Here is a 16496-nt window from a genome sequence, read left to right as displayed (position 1 = left end):
GGACATGCCGATCAAGACCCACATCAAGCAGGCCAGCGGCTGGTTCTATTTCAACTCGCCACGCGGACGCGCCGAGCTGCGTGGCGCCGGGGTGATCCTCATGCTGCACCGGGTGCTGGCCGATGACGCCAGCGCCGCGCTGCCCCACCGCAACGAGCTGTGCGTCGGCCCGCGGGCCTTCGAGGGCTTGCTGCGCTGGCTGCCCCGGCATTTCGATTGCGTCAGCCTCATGGACCTGCTGCAGAGCCACGAGGAACCCCGCGCCGACTGCCGCCCCAAGGTAGCCCTGACCTTCGACGACGGCTGGCGCGACAACGCCGTCAACGCCTTCCCGCTGCTGCAGCGTCACCAGGTGCCGGCAAGCATCTTCCTGTCCACCGACTACATCGGCAGCCGCCAGCGCTTCTGGTGGGAAAGCGTCGGCGAGACACTGTGGGGCAGCCATGGCGAAGAGGCCCGGCGGCAACTGATCGAACGCCTGCGCAAACTCGGCCGACCGTTACCGGCGGCCTACTTCATGCACGACCACAGCAAGGCCCGCAGCCTGGTGCTGGCGCGCTACCTGCAGACCCTCAAGAGCCTGAGCCCCCAGGCCCTGCACGTGCTGACCGACGCCTGCCCGACAGAGTCGCTGCCCCAGGCCATGGACTGGCAGCAGGTGCGCGCCCTGGAGGACTCAGGCCTGGTGCGTTTCGGCCCGCATGGCGCCAGCCATGCCCTGCTGCCCTACCTGGACGACCATCGCCTCAACGAAGAACTGACCCGCAGCCATGCGGCACTCAACGAAGGCTGCCGCACACCGCTGCCGGTGTACTGCTACCCCAACGGCGACCACGACGAGCGCGTGCGTGCCCAGGTCGCCGCGCATCGCTACCCCTACGCCCTGAGCACCCGCCCGGGCATCTGCCAGGGTCATGACGATCCGCTGGCCCTGCCGCGCATCGGCGTCAGCCAGCGCAATGCCAGCCGGCCCTCGCTGCTGGCCTGGCGCATCAGTCGTGGAGAACGCTGATGAATCGCAACAGCTATATGCGCCACCTGGCGCTGAGCATGGGCACCAAGCTTGCGATGATCGCCCTGCGCCTGCTGCGCAACGTGCTGCTGGCGCGCATCCTCGGGCCGAGCGAGCGCGGCCTGTTCGCCCTGCTCAGTACCCTGCCCGACCTGATCAGCGCCGCCACCAGCGGCGGCCTGAACAGCGCGGTCGGCTACCAGGCGGCCAAGCAGCGCGACATGGGCCTGCTGCTGACCCAGGTGCTGGTCTACGGTTGCCTGCTGGCCGGCGTGCTGACCCTGGCCTGCGTGTTCCTGGTGCGCGAGTTCGGCGCCAACCTGGAAGTCACCATGCAACTGGGCCTGCTGGCTTGGCTATTGCTGCTGGCGGTGCCGATGACCGTGCTCAAGAGCGGCCTGCTGACCCTGCACAACGCCAGCGGCGGCGTCGGCGCCTTCAACGCCCTGCGCCTGACCGAGTCGCTGGCGCCGCTGCTGCTGTTCCTCGGGCTGTTCTGGATGTGGCGAGACGAGGCGCTGGAAGCGGCGCTGATCAGCTGGCTGTGCGGCATCGCCCTGGTCCTGGCGCTGGGCCTGTGGTGGCTGCGCCGCCAGTACCCGCTGGCGCTGCGCTGGGACCGCAGTGGCCAGCGTGAGTTGCTCAGCTACAGCGCCAAGAGCCACCCCGACCTGTTGTTCCAGCAGTTGATCCTGCGCTCGGACTACCTGTTCATCGGCGCGCTGCTCGGCAGCACCGCCCTGGGCCACTACGCCATGGCCAGCGCCGCCGCCGAACTGCTGCTGATCGTCCCCGAGGCGGTGACCACACCGCTGATGAAGCGCCTGCTGCAGCAGGATGCCGGCATGGAGCGCATCACTCCCCTGGCCCTGCGCCTGACCGCCACGGTGATGCTCGGCGCCTGCCTGGGCATGGCGCTGATCGGCCACTGGCTGATCGTCACCTTGTTCGGCGCCGACTACGCCCCGGCCTACCCGGCCCTGCTGGCGTTGCTGCCGGGCCTGCTGGGACTGTGCTATGCCAGCATCTTGCGCCTGGACCTGCTAGGCAAGAACCGTCCCGGCACGGTGTCGTTGATGATGGGCGCTGGTGCCGCGCTGAACCTGGTGCTCAACATCTTCCTCATTCCGGCCTGGGGAATCGTCGGCGCGGCCGCGGCTTCGTCCATCGCCTACCTGGCGGTCACCGTGACGATGCTGGTGCTGTACTGCCGCCTCAGCGGCGTGCCGCTGGGCCAGACCCTGATCATCCTGCCCGCCGACCTGACGCCGCTGCGCCAGATGCTGCAACGGAGGGCGGCATGAAGGCCGCCTTGCTGTGCGGCGCGCTCTTGGCGCAGGGCGTGTTCGCCGCGCCGGTGCAGTGGGCGGACATCCGCGACGGCAGCCTGTACCTACTCCCCGACCGCGCCGACGAACTGCGTATCCAGTGGCAGCCCGCCTGGCAGGCCGATGCCAACGCCGAGCGTCTGTACCTGCTGGACGGCCAGGGCCGCCTGGCCGGCAACCGGCGGATCGAAGCCGCGCAGGTGCGCGGCGAGCAACGCTGGCCGTTGGCGGCGGGCGGCGGCGCTTATCGCCTGGAGGTGCCCGGCTACAGCTTCCGTGACTATCGCATCCAGCACGACAACAGCACCCGCGCGCTGTTCGCCCCGGCAAAGGTGCACTTCAGCGCTGAAGTCGGGCCAGGCGTTAGCCTGTATTTCCGGGTCAAGGCCGGCGAGCAGGCGGTATTGGCCGGCAAGCACCACGGCGGCGTGCATGGCCTGTTCGCCGAACGCCTGAGCGATGGCCGGCGCATCCAGCTACCACTCAAGCCCTACCGTACCTACTGGCGCTTCGATCAACAGGCGCTGCCCGCCAGCGGCCGTGACGAGATCTGGCGACTGGGCCTGCAGGGCAGCGGCAAGGCGGCGTTCTGGCTCGACGGCAGCGCCAACCTGTTCGCCCAGCGCGCCGCCGACCTGGGCGAGCTGCCACAACTGCCGGGCCAGGTAACCCTTGCCTTGGGTGACAAGGTCCTCGGCCCCACCCCACGGCTGGGCGTCGCCCTGCCCTACGTGCTGCCACCAGCCTCGAGCTTTGCCGCGCTGGACGCCCTGCGCCCCCAGGCCGCCGGCTTCTACAGTTTCGTCGACGTACTGCAACGCCAGCCGGACTTCGAAAACGCCTGGCGCAAGCTCTATCAGCAGCGCTTCGGCATTCTCCAGGACATCACCCTGCTGGCTGGCAGCGCCCGGGTCGCCGACCTGCGCAGCGACCGTACCAGCACCGACGGGCTGAGCGCCTGGCTCGAGGCGACCAAAGCCCTGGGCGGCAAGGGCACTCACTACCTGGCCTTCGCCGACGAGCCGAATCTCAACTACCGCGACTACGCCAGCTACCGCGATTTCTTCCAGGCCATGGCCAAACGCGTGCGCGAGTATCCCGGTGCCTACGAGGCCGGCGTGCGTATCGCCATGCCGGCCTCCTCGCGCCTGCTCGGCGGGCCTTTCACCGACGACGGCAAGCAGCGCCGCGGCATCGACTGGGCGCGGCGCCTGCTGGCCGAGCAAGGCGCGCAGATCGACGCCCTGGCGTGGCACGAATGGATGGTCCGCGACCTGCTCGCCACCCGCAGCTACCGCGACAGCGTGCGCCAGGCTGCCGCGCTGGTGGGCCTGGATGGCCAAGGGCGGCCGCGCAAGGCGCTGCTGCTGGACCAGACAAACCTGTCCAGCGGCTCGAGCCTGAGCCCCTACGAGCAGAACACCCACTACGCCGGCTTGTGGTGGGCCTCGGTGGTGATCAACGCCGCCAGTGACGGCCTGCTCGACATGCTCAACTGGTTCCATGTCGCCGACGAGCCCGAATGGCCCAAGGGCATGCTGCGCGATGCCGGCGGCCAGCGCTACGAACTCAAGCCGGTAGGCCTGGCCCAGCAGTTCATCCAGCGCCACTGGCTGGACCAGGTGCTGGCCCTGGACAACGACGCCTTCGAGGTCGACGCCCTGGCCATGGCCCGCCAGCACCAGCGCAGCCTGCTGGGGGTGAACAAGGCCGAGCGCCTGCAGCAGGTGGCGCTGACCCTCGGCGGCTGCCCCAACGGCCAGCTCGAACTGTTCGGCCCCGACAACCAGAGCCGCCGCGCCAGCTTCAGCTGCACCGATGGCCAGATCCATTTTCAACTGCCAGGGCAGACCGTATTCGCCCTGACCTGGAGCGCGTCATGAGACGCACCTCGATCAGCCATGCCCAGGAGGCACCATGACTGCATTCACCAAGATCCAGGACCGCATCAAGCGCAAGGGACTGCGAGACACCTGCCGTAGCGCCTTCCGGCATTACGTCTTCTATCATTGGGAACTGTTGTGGATGGAGCGCGACCTGGTCAGCCCGGTGCCGCCGCACCGGCTCAAGCCCTACGGCACCTTGCGGGTCGAGCACATCACCGTGCATAACGTGCGCGCCTTCGCCCGCCACTTCGGCGACCGCGTCGAGACCATGCGCGAGCTGGCCGCCGAAGGCCATACCGGGTTGATGTTCCTCGACGACGACAACGACGCCGTGGCATTCATCTGGGGCAGCAGCCGCCATTACCACGACCGTCACTACTACGGTTGCTGGTTCCCGGTCGGGCCGGGGGAGTTCTTCGAGTTCGGCGGCGAGCTGATCCGCAAATACTGGGGTACCGAGCTGTCGGTGGACCTGCAGCTGGAACTGTGGAAGGCCATGGCCGCACAGGGCTGCACCAAGGTGGTGGACGTGTGCGAGCAGCACAATATTCCGGCGCTCAAGCTGCACCTGCGCATGGGTTATCAGGAACAAGGACGGATCATGAACGTGTACTGCCTGTTTGGCCGCTGGAAGTTCTTCCGCGAAAGCCGCTACACCGCCTCGCGACTCGAGCCGTTGCGCAAGCCGGAGGCTCCGGCCTCCTCGGCCACGGCGGGCTGACCCCCATGGGCCTGCAACTGAAATGGTGCGCCTCGCTGCGCGCCGGCGACTTTCCCGCCGCCGACTACGAGGCGCTGCGCAGGCGCCTGCCCGACAGCACGCCGTTCAACCACCTCGGCTGGCTGCGCGCCGCCGAGTCAGCCCTGCTGCCGGGCCAGCGGCTGCAGGTCCTGCTCGGCTACCAGGACGAACGCCTGTGCCTGTGCCTGCCGCTGATCCGTGCCCGCGAACCGTTCGGCCCGCTGTTCGCCCCGGTGGTGCGCCACCTGGGATACCCGCTGAGCGACCGCATCGCCCTGCTCATCGACCTGCCGGCGCTATATGCCGACCAGGTCCTGCAGGCCATACGCAAGCGGCTACCGCATGCCTTGCTGCAGTTGAGTGAAGTACCGGACAGTGCCGAGCACGATGGCTGGCTGCGCCAGTGGGCCGGCGCCAGCTCCACCTGGCAGCAGCGCCTGACCTGCCGGGTGCCGGTGCACCGCATCAACGAACAGGACCGCCAGGAAGTCAGCGGCGACCCACGCTACAAGCTGCGCCGCGCGCGCAAACGCATCAAGGCCTGCGGTGCCAGCGTGCGCCGGGTCGTGGCCACTCCCGAGAACATGGGTGAACTGCTCGACGCCATCAGCGCCGTCGAAGCGACCAGCTGGAAAGGCGACGACGAGGTCGGCATCTTCTCCGGCCCCCAGCGTCGCCCATGGATGTACCAGGCCTTCACCGCCCTGGCCGGCGAAGGCCTGGTGTGCCTGGTGCTGCTGGAACTGGACGGGCGCTGCATCAGTTACCGCCTGGGCCTGCTGGAGCGCGGCCGGGTGTACGACTACAACCTGGCCTTCGTTCCTGAGTACCGCGACCTGGGCAGTGGCCGCGTGCTGCTGGAGGAATGGATTCACTGGGGCCTGGACGAAGACTGGAAATGGGTCGACGCTTCGCGGGTCAGCCTGGACAACTCCAGCCACCAGTTGCACGAGCGCATGACCGGCCAGGTCGAACAGTGGCGCCTGAGCAGCTACAGCTGGCGCCCCGACGGCGTGCTGCTGGGGCTGGCGCTACGCTGCTGGCACTGGTTCAAGCCACGCCTGCGCAGACGCTCGCCGCGCCAGGAAGCCGATGTTGTCGCCCCCACCCCGCCACAGGAGCGCCCGGATGCCATCCCAGGTCATAGTCAACGCTGACGATTTCGGCCTCAGCGCCCACACCAACGCAGTCATCCTGCATGCCTTCCAGGCCGGGCTGATCAGCTCGGCCACGGCCATGGCCAACATGCCGGCCTTCGCCACCGCCTGCATGCTGGCCCAGCAGCCGGCGCTCAAGGGACGGGTGGGGTTGCACTTCAACCTCACCTACGGCCGCCCGCTGAGCCAGGCGATCCTCGCCGAGCCGCGCTTCTGCACGCCCCATGGCGAGTTCGACCTGCGCCTGAAGCAACGCACCCTGCACCTGTCGCGGCGCGAGCGGGCCGCCGTGGAAGCGGAACTGGAGGCCCAGTGGAAACACTGCCTGGATCACGGCCTGATGCCCAGCCACCTGGACTCGCACCAGCACGTGCACAACATCTGGCCGGTGGGCGTCATCGTCGCCCGCTTCGCCCGCGCCCAGGGGGTGCCGATTCGCCTGGCACGCAATGTGGGGCACAACATCGGGCCGGCCAAGCGCATGTTCAAGAGCCTGCTCAACCGGCGCCTGCGCCAGCTCGCCGGAAGCACCGCCGACTTCGTCTGCACCCCGGCCGACCTCAAGGCCGGGTTGGCCCCCGCACACGGCGTGCTGGAGGTAGTCGCCCATCCCAGCGCGCTGGGCGGGCACGATTTCGGCGATGCCTACCTGGCCAGCGGCGAATCGCTGCTGGCGTTGGTCGAGCAGCGCCTGGGGCAGGTGCCAAGGGTGGGGTATGCGAGCCTGGGCATCCAGGAGATGGGCTGAAAGCCCACCCGCTAGCGCCCCGGTGGCCGATGCCGGCGCTCGTGGTTGTCGGCCAGCCAGCCGCGCAGTGCCTCGGCCGGCATAGGCCGCCCGAGCAAAAAGCCCTGCCCCTGGTCGCAACCGGCGTGGCGCAGGAAATCGTACTGCTCCTGAGTCTCGATGCCTTCAGCGGTGATGCGAAACCCCAGGGCATGCCCGAGATCGATGATCGCCCTGGCGATGGCCACCGCGTCGTCGTCTGCGGGCAGGTCCTTGATGAAGGCCCGGTCAATCTTCAGGTGGTCGATCGGCAGCGCGCGCAGATAGGCCAGTGACGAATAGCCGGTACCGAAGTCGTCCACCGCCGTGGCCACGCCCATGGCCTGCAATTGCGCCAGCACCGCGCAGGCTTGCTGCTGGCTTTCCATCAGCAGGCTCTCGGTGATCTCCACCTCCAGCAGGTTGGCCGGCAGGCCGTGGCGCTCCAGCGCCGAGGCGAGGCTGGTCACATAGTCGCTGCGCTCGATCTGCAGGGCCGCTACGTTGATCGCCAGCGGCCCGGGCAGGCCATCACTGGCGCGCCATTCGGCCAACTGGGCGCAGGCAAGTTCCAGCACCCGCTCGCCGAGCGGGATGATCAACCCGGTGCGCTCGGCCAGGGGGATGAACTCACCGGGCGAGATCAGGCCATGCTCCGGGTCGCGCCAGCGCAACAGCGCCTCGACGCCCTCCAGCTGCCCGCTGAACAGGTCAACCTTGGGCTGGTACCACAGCTCGAACTCGTTGTGCTCCAGCGCCCGGCGCAGATTGCGCTCCAGCTCCAGGCGCTGCTGCAGGCGCTCGGTCATGTCCGGGTGATAAGGCCGCCAGGCATCGCGGCCGGCCTCCTTGGCCGCGTACATGGCGGTGTCGGCATGGCGCAACAGGCTGTCGGCATCCTCGCCATGCTGCGGGCACCAGGCCAGGCCAATGCTGCCAGTAACCAGGGCGGCGTTGCCATTAAGGTCGAATGGCCGCTGCAGGCAACGCAGCAAGGCGCGGACCTGCTGGCTCACCTGCCCCTGGGCGCCTTGCAGCATGAACACGAACTCGTCGCCGCCCAGGCGGCAGAGCCGGTCCTGACTGTCGAGCTCCTGCAGGAAGCGTGCGGTCGCCTGCTGCAGCAGCAGATCGCCCATCGGGTGCCCCAGGCTGTCATTGACCTGCTTGAAACCGTCGATGTCGAGCATCAGCACCGCCAGGCCATGGCCCTGCAAGATGGCAGTGCTCAGTTGCTGCTGGAACAGGATGCGGTTGGGCAACCCGGTGATGGTGTCGTAGTGGGCCAGGCGTTCGAGCTGGGCCTGGTAGCGCTGCAGCTCGCGATTGCGTTGCTCGAGCAGACGCTGCTTGCGATTGAGCTGCGCGACAAACAGGCTGAACACACCCGTGCAGCTCAAGGCGAACAGGAACAGCGGCGAGCCGAACAAGTCCAGCCCCGACCAGCCACCCCGTGGCGCGGCGACCAATTGCCAGAGGCCGCCCGGCACCTCCACGGTCATCTTAACCTGCGGCTCGTCGAACAGCCGTGGGTCGCCCCAGATCAGCGCGCCTTCGGCGCCCTTGCCATCGCCCCCACGCACGGCCAGCTCGAACTCGGTGTCCGGGCGCAGCCCCGCCGTATGCAGCAATCGGTCGATATCGGCAACGATCGACACATTGCCCCAGTAAAAACGCACGCCGCGGTTGCCAGTGACGAACACCGGCCGCCGGTAGATCAACGCCCGCCCGCCCTGATACAGCTGCAGCGGGCCGGCCAGCACCGGCTGGGCATGCTCGCGGGCCGAGCGCAGCAGGGGAAACTGCTCCGGCAACTGGCGGTAATCCAGCCCGATCAGCCGCTCGTTGCCGGACAACGGGTAGACATCGCTGATCACATCATCCGGCGCCAGCGCGATATGGCGCATGTAGGGCACCGACTGCAAGGCATCGCGGGCCATGCCATGGAAGTGCGCGGGGCTGATGCCGCCGTCGGCACTGATCAGCTGGGCGATGCCTTCGGCCTCGCCGAACGCCGCGCCCAACTGCGCCTCCAGCGCGCCCCGCATCCCCGCCAGGTGGGCTGCCAGGTTGCCCAGTTGCTCACTGCGCTCGCGCTGCGCGTCTAGGTGACCCAGGGCGACCGAAAGGCCGATGCCCACCAGGGCAAGACCGACCGGCAACAGGCGGTTGAGCGTGTGCCGCAAGGTGCCGGATGGCAGATGCGTAGGTTCAGGAGAATGCTGGGGAATGGTCATAGGCAGGCGATGGCAGTCGATTTAGCAGTTATCGGCGTTGCGCGGCCAATATTGAGGCCTGTTTTCCCAGCCCGCAGGCCGGCATGCATCTGCACCACCGTCGGTGCCATCGCGACTGCTCTGATGCGAGCTTTGCGAGGAGCCAAACAGGACATCGGATACCTCCAACCCGCACCAATCTATTCTTGAGCGCTGCCTGCCGGCCTGGGCGCGGGAAGCCACGCCCGAACACTGGCAGCGGCTGCCCAACCCCGCGCCGGGTCGCTGGCGACCTTGGCCCGGCGCCAGAGGTGTCGATGTACTGCGCCAACGAATGCAGCGGATCTGCCAGACTACGATCAAACCCGGCTGTGGCAATGGCGGCGCACCTGTGCAGATCCGCGAGCCATGGATTATGGCCTGGCGATCGGCGCAATGAGGCTGCTGGAGGCCAAGGCGTTCCCGCCACCATTCGAGGAGTGATCGGCGACGACGGCGCCGGACTGGTAATTTTCCGGAGGTCGGCGCATGCTCGCAAGCTGAAGCGTTTCATCATCCGAATTGGAGAGGTGCAGTACCCATGGACCGTCTGCTCGACTCGCTGTTTCCCACCCTCGAGGACATCCCCGAAGCCTGGCGCCTCGGCGCCCCCCTGGAGCAACGCGACTACCTGGTCAACGGTGAACTGCGGCACTGGGCCGGCCCCCTGGCTACCGTGCGCAGCCCGGTCTGGCTCAAGGAAGGCGACAGTGAGCGCCAGGTCATCCTCGGCAGTGCCCCCCTGCTTGACGCCGACACGGCGCTCACCGCGCTTGACGCGGCCGTGGCCGCCTACGACAAGGGCCGCGGCGCCTGGCCGAACATGCGCGTGGCCGAGCGTATCGGGCATGTCGAAACTTTCCTGGCGCGCATGCGCGAGCAGCGCACGGCGGTGGTCAAGCTGCTGATGTGGGAGATCGGCAAGAACCTCAAGGATTCGGAGAAGGAGTTCGACCGCACCTGCGACTACATCGTCGACACCATCGAGGCGCTCAAGGACCTCGACCGTCGCTCCAGCCGCTTCGAGCTCGAGCAGGGCACCCTTGGCCAGATCCGCCGCGCACCGCTGGGCGTTGCGCTGTGCATGGGCCCATACAACTACCCGCTCAACGAAACCTTCACCACGCTGATCCCGGCGCTGATCATGGGCAACACCGTGGTGTTCAAGCCCGCCAAATTCGGCGTGCTGCTGATCCGCCCATTGCTCGAAGCCTTCCGCGACAGCTTCCCGCCTGGGGTGATCAACGTCATCTACGGGCGTGGCCGCGAGACCGTCAGCGCACTGATGGCCAGCGGCAAGGTCGACGTGTTCGCCTTCATCGGCACCCACAAGGCCGCCAGCGACCTGAAGAAGCTCCACCCACGCCCGCACCGCCTGCGCGCGGCGCTGGGCCTGGACGCCAAGAACCCCGGCATCGTCCTGCCCCAGGTCGACCTCGACAACGCCGTCGAAGAGGCCGTCACCGGCGCCCTGTCGTTCAACGGCCAGCGTTGCACCGCGTTGAAGATCCTGTTCGTGCACGAGGACGTGGTCGAGGCATTCCTCGACAAGTTCCAGCGCAAGCTCGCCGCGCTCAAGCCCGGCATGCCCTGGGAACCCGACGTGGCGCTGACGCCGCTGCCGGAACCCGGCAAGCTCGACTACCTCGACAGCCTGGTGGACGACGCCATCGCCAAAGGCGCCCGGGTGCTCAACGAGGGCGGTGGGCAGAGCCGCGGCTCGTTCTTCTACCCTGCGCTGCTCTACCCGGTCAGCCAGGACATGCGCGTCTATCACGAGGAACAATTCGGCCCCCTGGTGCCCGTGGTCCCCTACCGCGACCTGCAGAGCGTGATCGACTACGTGCTCGATTCCGACTACGGCCAGCAGCTGAGCCTGTTCGGCAACGACCCGCAGACCATTGGCGCGCTGGTCGATACCTTCGCCAACCAGGTCGGCCGGATCAACCTCAACGCCCAATGCCAGCGCGGCCCGGATACCTATCCATTCAACGGCCGCAAGAACAGTGCCGAAGGGACCTTGTCGGTGCATGACGCATTGCGCGTGTTCTCCATCCGCACCTTGGTGGCGACCAAGTTCCAGGAAGCCAACAAAGAACTGATCAGCGAGATCATCCGCAACCGGCAGTCGAGCTTCCTTACGACCGACTACATCTTCTGAACAATTCGCCTGATCGGGGCTGCTGCGCAGCCCATCGCCGGCAAGCCGGCTCCCACACCGACCGCGCGGCCCTCAAGCCAAGCACCATCCCTGTGGGAGCCGGCTTGCCGGCGATGGGGCGCAACGCGGCCCGTTGTTTTTATAGAGAATCGATATAAAGCAAGTGTCGATTTTCCAGGCTCATGAGCGACTCTAATCATCAAGGCGTTGCCCCCCCCCACGTGAAAGGAGATTACGCAAATGGCAGCCAAGCCCATCCCCGAAGGCCAGCACAGCCTGACCCCATACCTCGGCATCAAGGACGCCGCCAAGGCCATCGAGTTCTACAAGAGCGCCTTCGGCGCCATGGAAATGTTCCGCCTCGAAGGCCCTGACGGCAGCATCGGCCATGCCGAACTGAAAATCGGCGACTCCTCGCTGATGCTCGGCTCGCCCTGCGACATGGAGGGCGGCCTCAAGCCCAGCGAGACCATCGAGACGCCGGCTGTCGGCCTGCACCTGTATGTCGAGGACTGCGACAAAGTCTATGCCCAGGCCCTGCGCGCCGGCGCGACAGCAGTACGCGAAGTGCAGGACCAGTTCTATGGCGACCGCAGCGGCACCCTGAAGGATCCGTTCAACAACCTGTGGTTCGTCTCCACCCACAAGGAAGACCTCAGCCCCGAGGAAATCCGCGCCCGCGCCGCCAAAATGTTCGGCGGCCAGTGAGCGGTGGGCCCCAGGCTGCAAGCTTCGAGTTGAAAGCCGCCGCGCTTTGCCTGAAGCTTGGGGCTTGTAGCTTGGAGCTGCCCCTCAATGCGAATCATCGAAAAATCCGGCGCCCTGGTGCGCAGCCTGACCCCGGCAGAGGACGAATTGCTGGTGGGCTTCGCCTACGGCACCCTCACCGGCCCCCGCCTGCTGCAGGCCAACCAATGGCTGATGAAAATACGCAGCGCCAACCAATGGCTGGCCTGCGACTGCCGCAAGGATGCCCTGCCGGTGCTCAACGTCTCGTTGAACGGCAGCACCGGCACCCTGTTCCTGCGCAACAACCCCGAAACTCCCGAGCACAACCCAGGCTGCCCGTTCAGCAAGGATGAGCGTGAGGCCGGCGAACGTGCCGAGGAAAGCGCCGCGCCAGCGGCCTGGCTGGCGCCGGATGCGCCACTGCGCCTGCTCGGCGACTATCGCCGCGCCAGTGACGGCGAAACACCCGCAACGTCACGCGAGCCCGGCGAGCGCCGCGAGCAGCAGCGCCTGCTGTCGCTGCTGCTGACCTGGATCGAGGCCAGCGGCCTGAACGTCTACGCCAGCCACCTGAAAAAGGACCTCACCGCGCAGTTCGCCGACCTGCGCACTGTCGCCAGCCGCTACCCGCTGCTGGAGCGGGTACCTGCCAGCAACTACCTGGAAACCCGCCTGGACATGAAGCACATGATGATGCTCAAGGCACGCCTGCGCGAGGCCACGGTGTTCGGCAACCACCGCCGGCATGGCCTGCTGCTCGACTGCGTGGACCAGGTCAAGGGACGCAAGCTGTTCAACAACCGCAGCGAGGACGGATTCGACTTCCAGGGCCACCATCAGTACTGGGGCGGCAACCGCGCCAGCGGCCCACTGCTAGCCCTGGCGCTGTACTCGCCGGCCACCGCAGGCAGCCATTTCTACGAACTGATCCACGTCGCCAGCGTGCCGGTGCTGTCGCGCGGGCACCTGTTCCCGGTGTACCGCGACGAAGAACGCGAGCCGCTCAAGGCGCTGGTGTCGCTGATCGACTGGATGGCCGGCAAGGGCGTCAAGGTGCTGATGCGCCGTCCGGTGATTGGCGGCCAAGTGATGGATGAACTGGTGCTGACCTCGGACCAGGACCGGGTGCTGTCGGTATCGCTGCTGGAGCAACCGATCGGGCCGGAGCCGGATACCGAGAACTTCAAGCGCTACGCCGACTTCAAGAGCCTGGACACCTTCCGCAAATATGTGGCCGGGTTCTTCATGCGCGAACGCTGAGGGGAAGTCCCACAAGAGCCGGGTCTCGCGGCTCTTGTGGGAGCGGGCTTGCCCCGCGATGACTCGACCAGGCTAAAACGCCGCCTTGAAGATCGCCTCGATCTCCACCTGGCTGGCCACCCGTGGATTGGTCAACCCGCAGGCATCCTTCAACGCATTGGCCGCCAGCACCGGCACATCCTCGACCTTGGCCCCCAGTTCCGCCAGCCCGGCCGGGATGCCGATGGCCGCCGCCAGGTGCTCGATGGCCGAAATCGCAGCGCCGGCCCCCTGCTCGGCGTCCAGCGCGCATACCTTCACCCCCATGGCCTTGGCCACATCACGCAGGCGCGTGGCGCTGACCTTGGCATTGAAGCGCTGCACATGGGGCAGCAGCACCGCGTTGCACACACCATGGGGCAAGTCGTAGAAGCCACCCAACTGGTGGGCCATGGCATGCACATAACCCAGCGAGGCATTGTTGAACGCCATGCCCGCCAGGAACTGGGCGTAGGCCATGTTCTCCCGCGCCACCAGGTCACCACCGTCGGCGACCGCCTGGCGCAGGTTGGCACTGACAAGACTGATGGCCTTGAGCGCGCAGGCGTCGGTGATCGGCGTGGCGGCGGTGGACACATAGGCCTCGATGGCGTGGGTCAAGGCATCCATGCCCGTGGCCGCGGTGAGCCCCTTGGGCATGCCGACCATCAGCGCCGGATCGTTCACCGACAGGATCGGGGTGACGTTGCGGTCGACGATGGCCATTTTCACGTGCCGCGCCTCGTCGGTGATGATGCAGAAGCGCGTCATCTCGCTGGCGGTGCCCGCCGTGGTGTTGATCGCGATCAGCGGCAGCTGCGGCTTGCTCGAGCGGTCGACGCCCTCGTAGTCGCTGATATGCCCGCCGTTGGTGGCGCACAGCGCGATGCCCTTGGCGCAGTCATGGGGCGAGCCACCGCCCAGGGAGATCACGCAGTCGCAGCCCTCGCGGCGCAGCATCGCCAGGCCCGCCTCGACGTTGGCGATGCTCGGGTTGGGCTTGGCGCCGTCGAACACCCGCGAATCGATGTCGCGCATGGCCAGCATGCCGGCGATGCGCTCGGCCACGCCGGCCTTGGCCAGCCCGACATCGGTGACGATCAACGCCTTGCGCAGGCCGTAGCCGGCAATCGCCGCCATCGCCTCTTCCAGGCAGTCGATACCCATGATGTTTACTGCGGGGATGAAGAACGTGCTGCTCATGGCCGGGGTCCTCTCAAGCTGACGGTAGGTTTTCAGCATCCGCCGGAATGGGCAGGTGGGCATTGATCCAGCTCAAGCCGGCCTACCCCATGAACAACCGATACGCCGGATTTTCCGTCTCGTCCCAGTACTGGTAGCCCATCTCGTCCAGTGCCCGTGGCAACCCGGCCAACTCGTCCTCGGGCACCTCCAGCCCGGCGAACACCCGTGCCTGTGCCGCGCCATGGTTGCGGTAGTGGAACAGGCTGATGTTCCAGCGCTTGCCCAGGCGCTCGAGAAAGCCCAGCAATGCCCCCGGGCGCTCGGGGAATTCGAAGCGCAGCACGCGCTCACCGGCGCCGGGTGCCGCGTGACCGCCGACGGTATGGCGCACGTGCAGCTTGGCCAGTTCGTTGTCGGTCAGGTCGAGCACCTGGTAGCCCTGTTCGCCCAGGCTGGCCAGCAACTGTTGCCGCGGGTCCTGCTGCGGGTGGGTCTGCACGCCGACGAACAGGCGTGCCTCCTTGCCTGGGTAGTAGCGGTAGTTGAACTCGGTGATCTGGCGCTTGCCCAGGGCCAGGCAGAACGCGCGGAAACTGCCGGGGCGCTCGGGGATGGTCACGGCGATGATCGCCTCGCGCTGCTCGCCCAACTCGGCGCGCTCGGCCACGTGGCGCAGGCGGTCGAAGTTGACGTTGGCGCCGGAGTCGATGGCGACCATGGTCTGCCCTTGCAGCCCTTCACGGGCCACGTAGCGCTTGATGCCGGCCACCGCCAGGGCCCCGGAAGGCTCGGTGATCGAGCGGGTGTCATCGTAGATGTCCTTGATCGCGGCGCACAGTTCGTCGCTACCGACCGTCACCACCTCGTCGACGAAGTGGCGGCACAGCTCGAAGCAGTGCGCCCCCACCTGCGCCACCGCCACACCGTCGGCGAAGGTACCGACCTGCGGCAGGATCACCCGCTCACCTGCGGCCAGGGCGGCCTGCAGGCAGTTGGAGTCCTGCGGTTCGACGCCGATCACCTTGACCTCCGGGCGCAGGTACTTGACATAGGCGGCGATCCCTGCGACCAGGCCACCGCCGCCGACGGGGACGAAGATCGCATGCAACGGGCCCGGGTGCTGGCGCAGGATCTCCATGGCCACGGTCCCCTGCCCGGCGATGACATCGGGGTCGTCGAACGGCGGTACGAAGGTGGCGCCGTCGCGATCGGCCAGTTGCAGGGCGTGGGCCAATGCGTGCGGAAAGCTCTCGCCGTGCAGCACCACATGGCCGCCCCGTGAGCGCACGCCTTCGACCTTGAGCGAGGGTGTGGTGGTCGGCATGACGATGGTGGCCTTGATGCCCAGGTGCGACGCGGCCAGGGCCACACCCTGGGCATGGTTGCCGGCCGAAGCGGTGATCACGCCGCGGGCGCGCTGTTCGGGTGTCAGGCGTGACAGACGGGTGTAGGCGCCGCGGATCTTGAAGGAGAACGTCGGTTGCAGGTCTTCGCGCTTGAGCAGGATCTGGTTGCCCAGGCTGGCCGACAGGGCCGGCGCCGCTTGCAAGGGGGTTTCGATGGCCAGGTCGTACACCGGCGCCGAGAGAATCCGGCGCACTTGCTCGGACAGCAGTTGTTGGGGGGTTGCCGGGGTACGAGGGGTGGCGCTGAGGCTGGACATCGATGACTCCTGGTTTTTTTGTCGTGCCCAGGAGTCAGAGAGAAGAAACCCGCCTCCAGGGCGGGTTCAGTGCATGTGTGCGCTAGCCCGCCAATCTGATAATGGCGGTAATAATGCTGAGGGCGCTGTACTGCGGGAATAGGTTCATGGGCTGGGAAACTAGCGTGTGGCGCAAGAAAAAGTCAAGGCTTGGCGCTACCGCCCTTGTCGACGCCCACGAAGTCCCCTGCCCTGTCGCAGATGAAACCCAACCGCAGATACGACGAAAAACTGCACAATTGATAGTCATTCGCCATTAACTCGTTCTCGGAACCCCCCGCCCGGGGGTAGAATG

The 16496-nt window shown here is 67.0% G+C and carries 12 protein-coding genes; 9 read left to right on the top strand and 3 right to left on the bottom strand.

Going from position 1 to position 16496, the window contains the following annotated elements; genetic code table 11:
* Positions 1–4: 4 nt before the first annotated feature.
* The 6 genes from ACQ4OD_RS08165 to ACQ4OD_RS08140 are packed head-to-tail and all read left to right on the top strand — an operon-like array spanning position 5 to position 6873.
* Entirely contained in the window at positions 5–1012 is a 1008-nt protein-coding gene (locus ACQ4OD_RS08165; RefSeq protein ID WP_430944142.1) for a polysaccharide deacetylase family protein, read from the top strand.
* Positions 1012–2316 carry an oligosaccharide flippase family protein gene (locus ACQ4OD_RS08160; RefSeq protein ID WP_139670952.1) on the top strand — a complete coding sequence of 435 codons (1305 nt, stop codon included), beginning with the start codon at positions 1012–1014 and terminating at the stop codon, positions 2314–2316. The genes ACQ4OD_RS08165 and ACQ4OD_RS08160 overlap by 1 nt, the downstream gene beginning before the upstream one ends.
* On the top strand, positions 2313–4223 hold the full coding sequence (locus tag ACQ4OD_RS08155) for a hypothetical protein (protein ID WP_430944141.1): 1911 nt from the start codon (positions 2313–2315) through the stop codon (positions 4221–4223). Before ACQ4OD_RS08160 ends, ACQ4OD_RS08155 begins: the two co-directional genes overlap by 4 nt.
* Positions 4224–4257: 34 nt before the next feature.
* Complete coding sequence (locus ACQ4OD_RS08150; protein ID WP_139670948.1) at positions 4258–4947, top strand: GNAT family N-acetyltransferase; 690 nt, start codon at positions 4258–4260, stop codon at positions 4945–4947.
* A 5-nt stretch (positions 4948–4952) separates the two neighbouring features.
* Positions 4953–6125 (top strand): GNAT family N-acetyltransferase, encoded by a 1173-nt coding sequence (locus ACQ4OD_RS08145; RefSeq protein ID WP_139670946.1) that lies wholly within the window; start codon positions 4953–4955, stop codon positions 6123–6125.
* Positions 6097–6873 carry a ChbG/HpnK family deacetylase gene (locus ACQ4OD_RS08140; RefSeq protein ID WP_102682359.1) on the top strand — a complete coding sequence of 259 codons (777 nt, stop codon included), beginning with the start codon at positions 6097–6099 and terminating at the stop codon, positions 6871–6873. The genes ACQ4OD_RS08145 and ACQ4OD_RS08140 overlap by 29 nt, the downstream gene beginning before the upstream one ends.
* 11 nt (positions 6874–6884) lie before the next feature.
* Here ACQ4OD_RS08140 and ACQ4OD_RS08135 read toward each other — a convergent pair whose 3' ends face one another.
* Positions 6885–9128 (bottom strand): putative bifunctional diguanylate cyclase/phosphodiesterase, encoded by a 2244-nt coding sequence (locus tag ACQ4OD_RS08135; RefSeq protein WP_256659290.1) that lies wholly within the window; start codon positions 9126–9128, stop codon positions 6885–6887.
* 559 nt (positions 9129–9687) lie between these two features.
* Here ACQ4OD_RS08135 and ACQ4OD_RS08130 point away from each other — a divergent pair.
* The 3 genes from ACQ4OD_RS08130 to ACQ4OD_RS08120 all read left to right on the top strand — a co-directional run bounded on the left by ACQ4OD_RS08130 (position 9688) and on the right by ACQ4OD_RS08120 (position 13296).
* On the top strand, positions 9688–11307 hold the full coding sequence (locus tag ACQ4OD_RS08130) for an NADP-dependent glyceraldehyde-3-phosphate dehydrogenase (protein ID WP_430944140.1): 1620 nt from the start codon (positions 9688–9690) through the stop codon (positions 11305–11307).
* 240 nt (positions 11308–11547) lie between these two features.
* Entirely contained in the window at positions 11548–12015 is a 468-nt protein-coding gene (locus tag ACQ4OD_RS08125; RefSeq protein WP_102682297.1) for a VOC family protein, read from the top strand.
* A gap of 87 nt (positions 12016–12102) precedes the next feature.
* On the top strand, positions 12103–13296 hold the full coding sequence (locus tag ACQ4OD_RS08120; RefSeq protein ID WP_139670942.1) for a hypothetical protein: 1194 nt from the start codon (positions 12103–12105) through the stop codon (positions 13294–13296).
* Positions 13297–13368: 72 nt separating this feature from the next.
* Here the strand turns inward: ACQ4OD_RS08120 and yiaY are convergent, their stop codons facing one another.
* Both yiaY and ilvA read right to left on the bottom strand, forming a co-directional pair.
* The gene (gene yiaY, locus ACQ4OD_RS08115) at positions 13369–14517 is read right to left on the bottom strand and encodes an L-threonine dehydrogenase (RefSeq protein ID WP_102682299.1); all 1149 of its coding nucleotides are present in this window, start codon (positions 14515–14517) and stop codon (positions 13369–13371) included.
* 82 nt (positions 14518–14599) lie between these two features.
* Positions 14600–16162 carry a threonine ammonia-lyase, biosynthetic gene (gene ilvA, locus ACQ4OD_RS08110; RefSeq protein ID WP_139670940.1) on the bottom strand — a complete coding sequence of 521 codons (1563 nt, stop codon included), beginning with the start codon at positions 16160–16162 and terminating at the stop codon, positions 14600–14602.
* Between the last annotated feature and the right edge of the window lie 334 nt (positions 16163–16496).

It is taken from the genome of Pseudomonas sp. WC1, from assembly GCF_050586565.1.
Classification (GTDB): domain Bacteria; phylum Pseudomonadota; class Gammaproteobacteria; order Pseudomonadales; family Pseudomonadaceae; genus Aquipseudomonas.
The sequence above is the reverse complement of the archived record's forward strand: the minus strand, read 5'-3'. Positions and strand labels throughout refer to the sequence as shown.

Excerpts from the sequence above, each read along its gene's own strand:
- ACQ4OD_RS08165 (WP_430944142.1), top strand. The coding sequence starts at position 5 with ATGCCGATCAAGACCCACATCAAGCAGGCCAGCGGCTGGTTCTATTTC.
- ACQ4OD_RS08160 (WP_139670952.1), top strand. The coding sequence starts at position 1,012 with ATGAATCGCAACAGCTATATGCGCCACCTGGCGCTGAGCATGGGCACC.
- ACQ4OD_RS08155 (WP_430944141.1), top strand. The coding sequence starts at position 2,313 with ATGAAGGCCGCCTTGCTGTGCGGCGCGCTCTTGGCGCAGGGCGTGTTC.
- ACQ4OD_RS08150 (WP_139670948.1), top strand. The coding sequence starts at position 4,258 with ATGACTGCATTCACCAAGATCCAGGACCGCATCAAGCGCAAGGGACTG.
- ACQ4OD_RS08145 (WP_139670946.1), top strand. The coding sequence starts at position 4,953 with ATGGGCCTGCAACTGAAATGGTGCGCCTCGCTGCGCGCCGGCGACTTT.
- ACQ4OD_RS08140 (WP_102682359.1), top strand. The coding sequence starts at position 6,097 with ATGCCATCCCAGGTCATAGTCAACGCTGACGATTTCGGCCTCAGCGCC.
- ACQ4OD_RS08135 (WP_256659290.1), bottom strand. The coding sequence starts at position 9,128 with ATGACCATTCCCCAGCATTCTCCTGAACCTACGCATCTGCCATCCGGC.
- ACQ4OD_RS08130 (WP_430944140.1), top strand. The coding sequence starts at position 9,688 with ATGGACCGTCTGCTCGACTCGCTGTTTCCCACCCTCGAGGACATCCCC.
- ACQ4OD_RS08125 (WP_102682297.1), top strand. The coding sequence starts at position 11,548 with ATGGCAGCCAAGCCCATCCCCGAAGGCCAGCACAGCCTGACCCCATAC.
- ACQ4OD_RS08120 (WP_139670942.1), top strand. The coding sequence starts at position 12,103 with ATGCGAATCATCGAAAAATCCGGCGCCCTGGTGCGCAGCCTGACCCCG.
- yiaY (WP_102682299.1), bottom strand. The coding sequence starts at position 14,517 with ATGAGCAGCACGTTCTTCATCCCCGCAGTAAACATCATGGGTATCGAC.
- ilvA (WP_139670940.1), bottom strand. The coding sequence starts at position 16,162 with ATGTCCAGCCTCAGCGCCACCCCTCGTACCCCGGCAACCCCCCAACAA.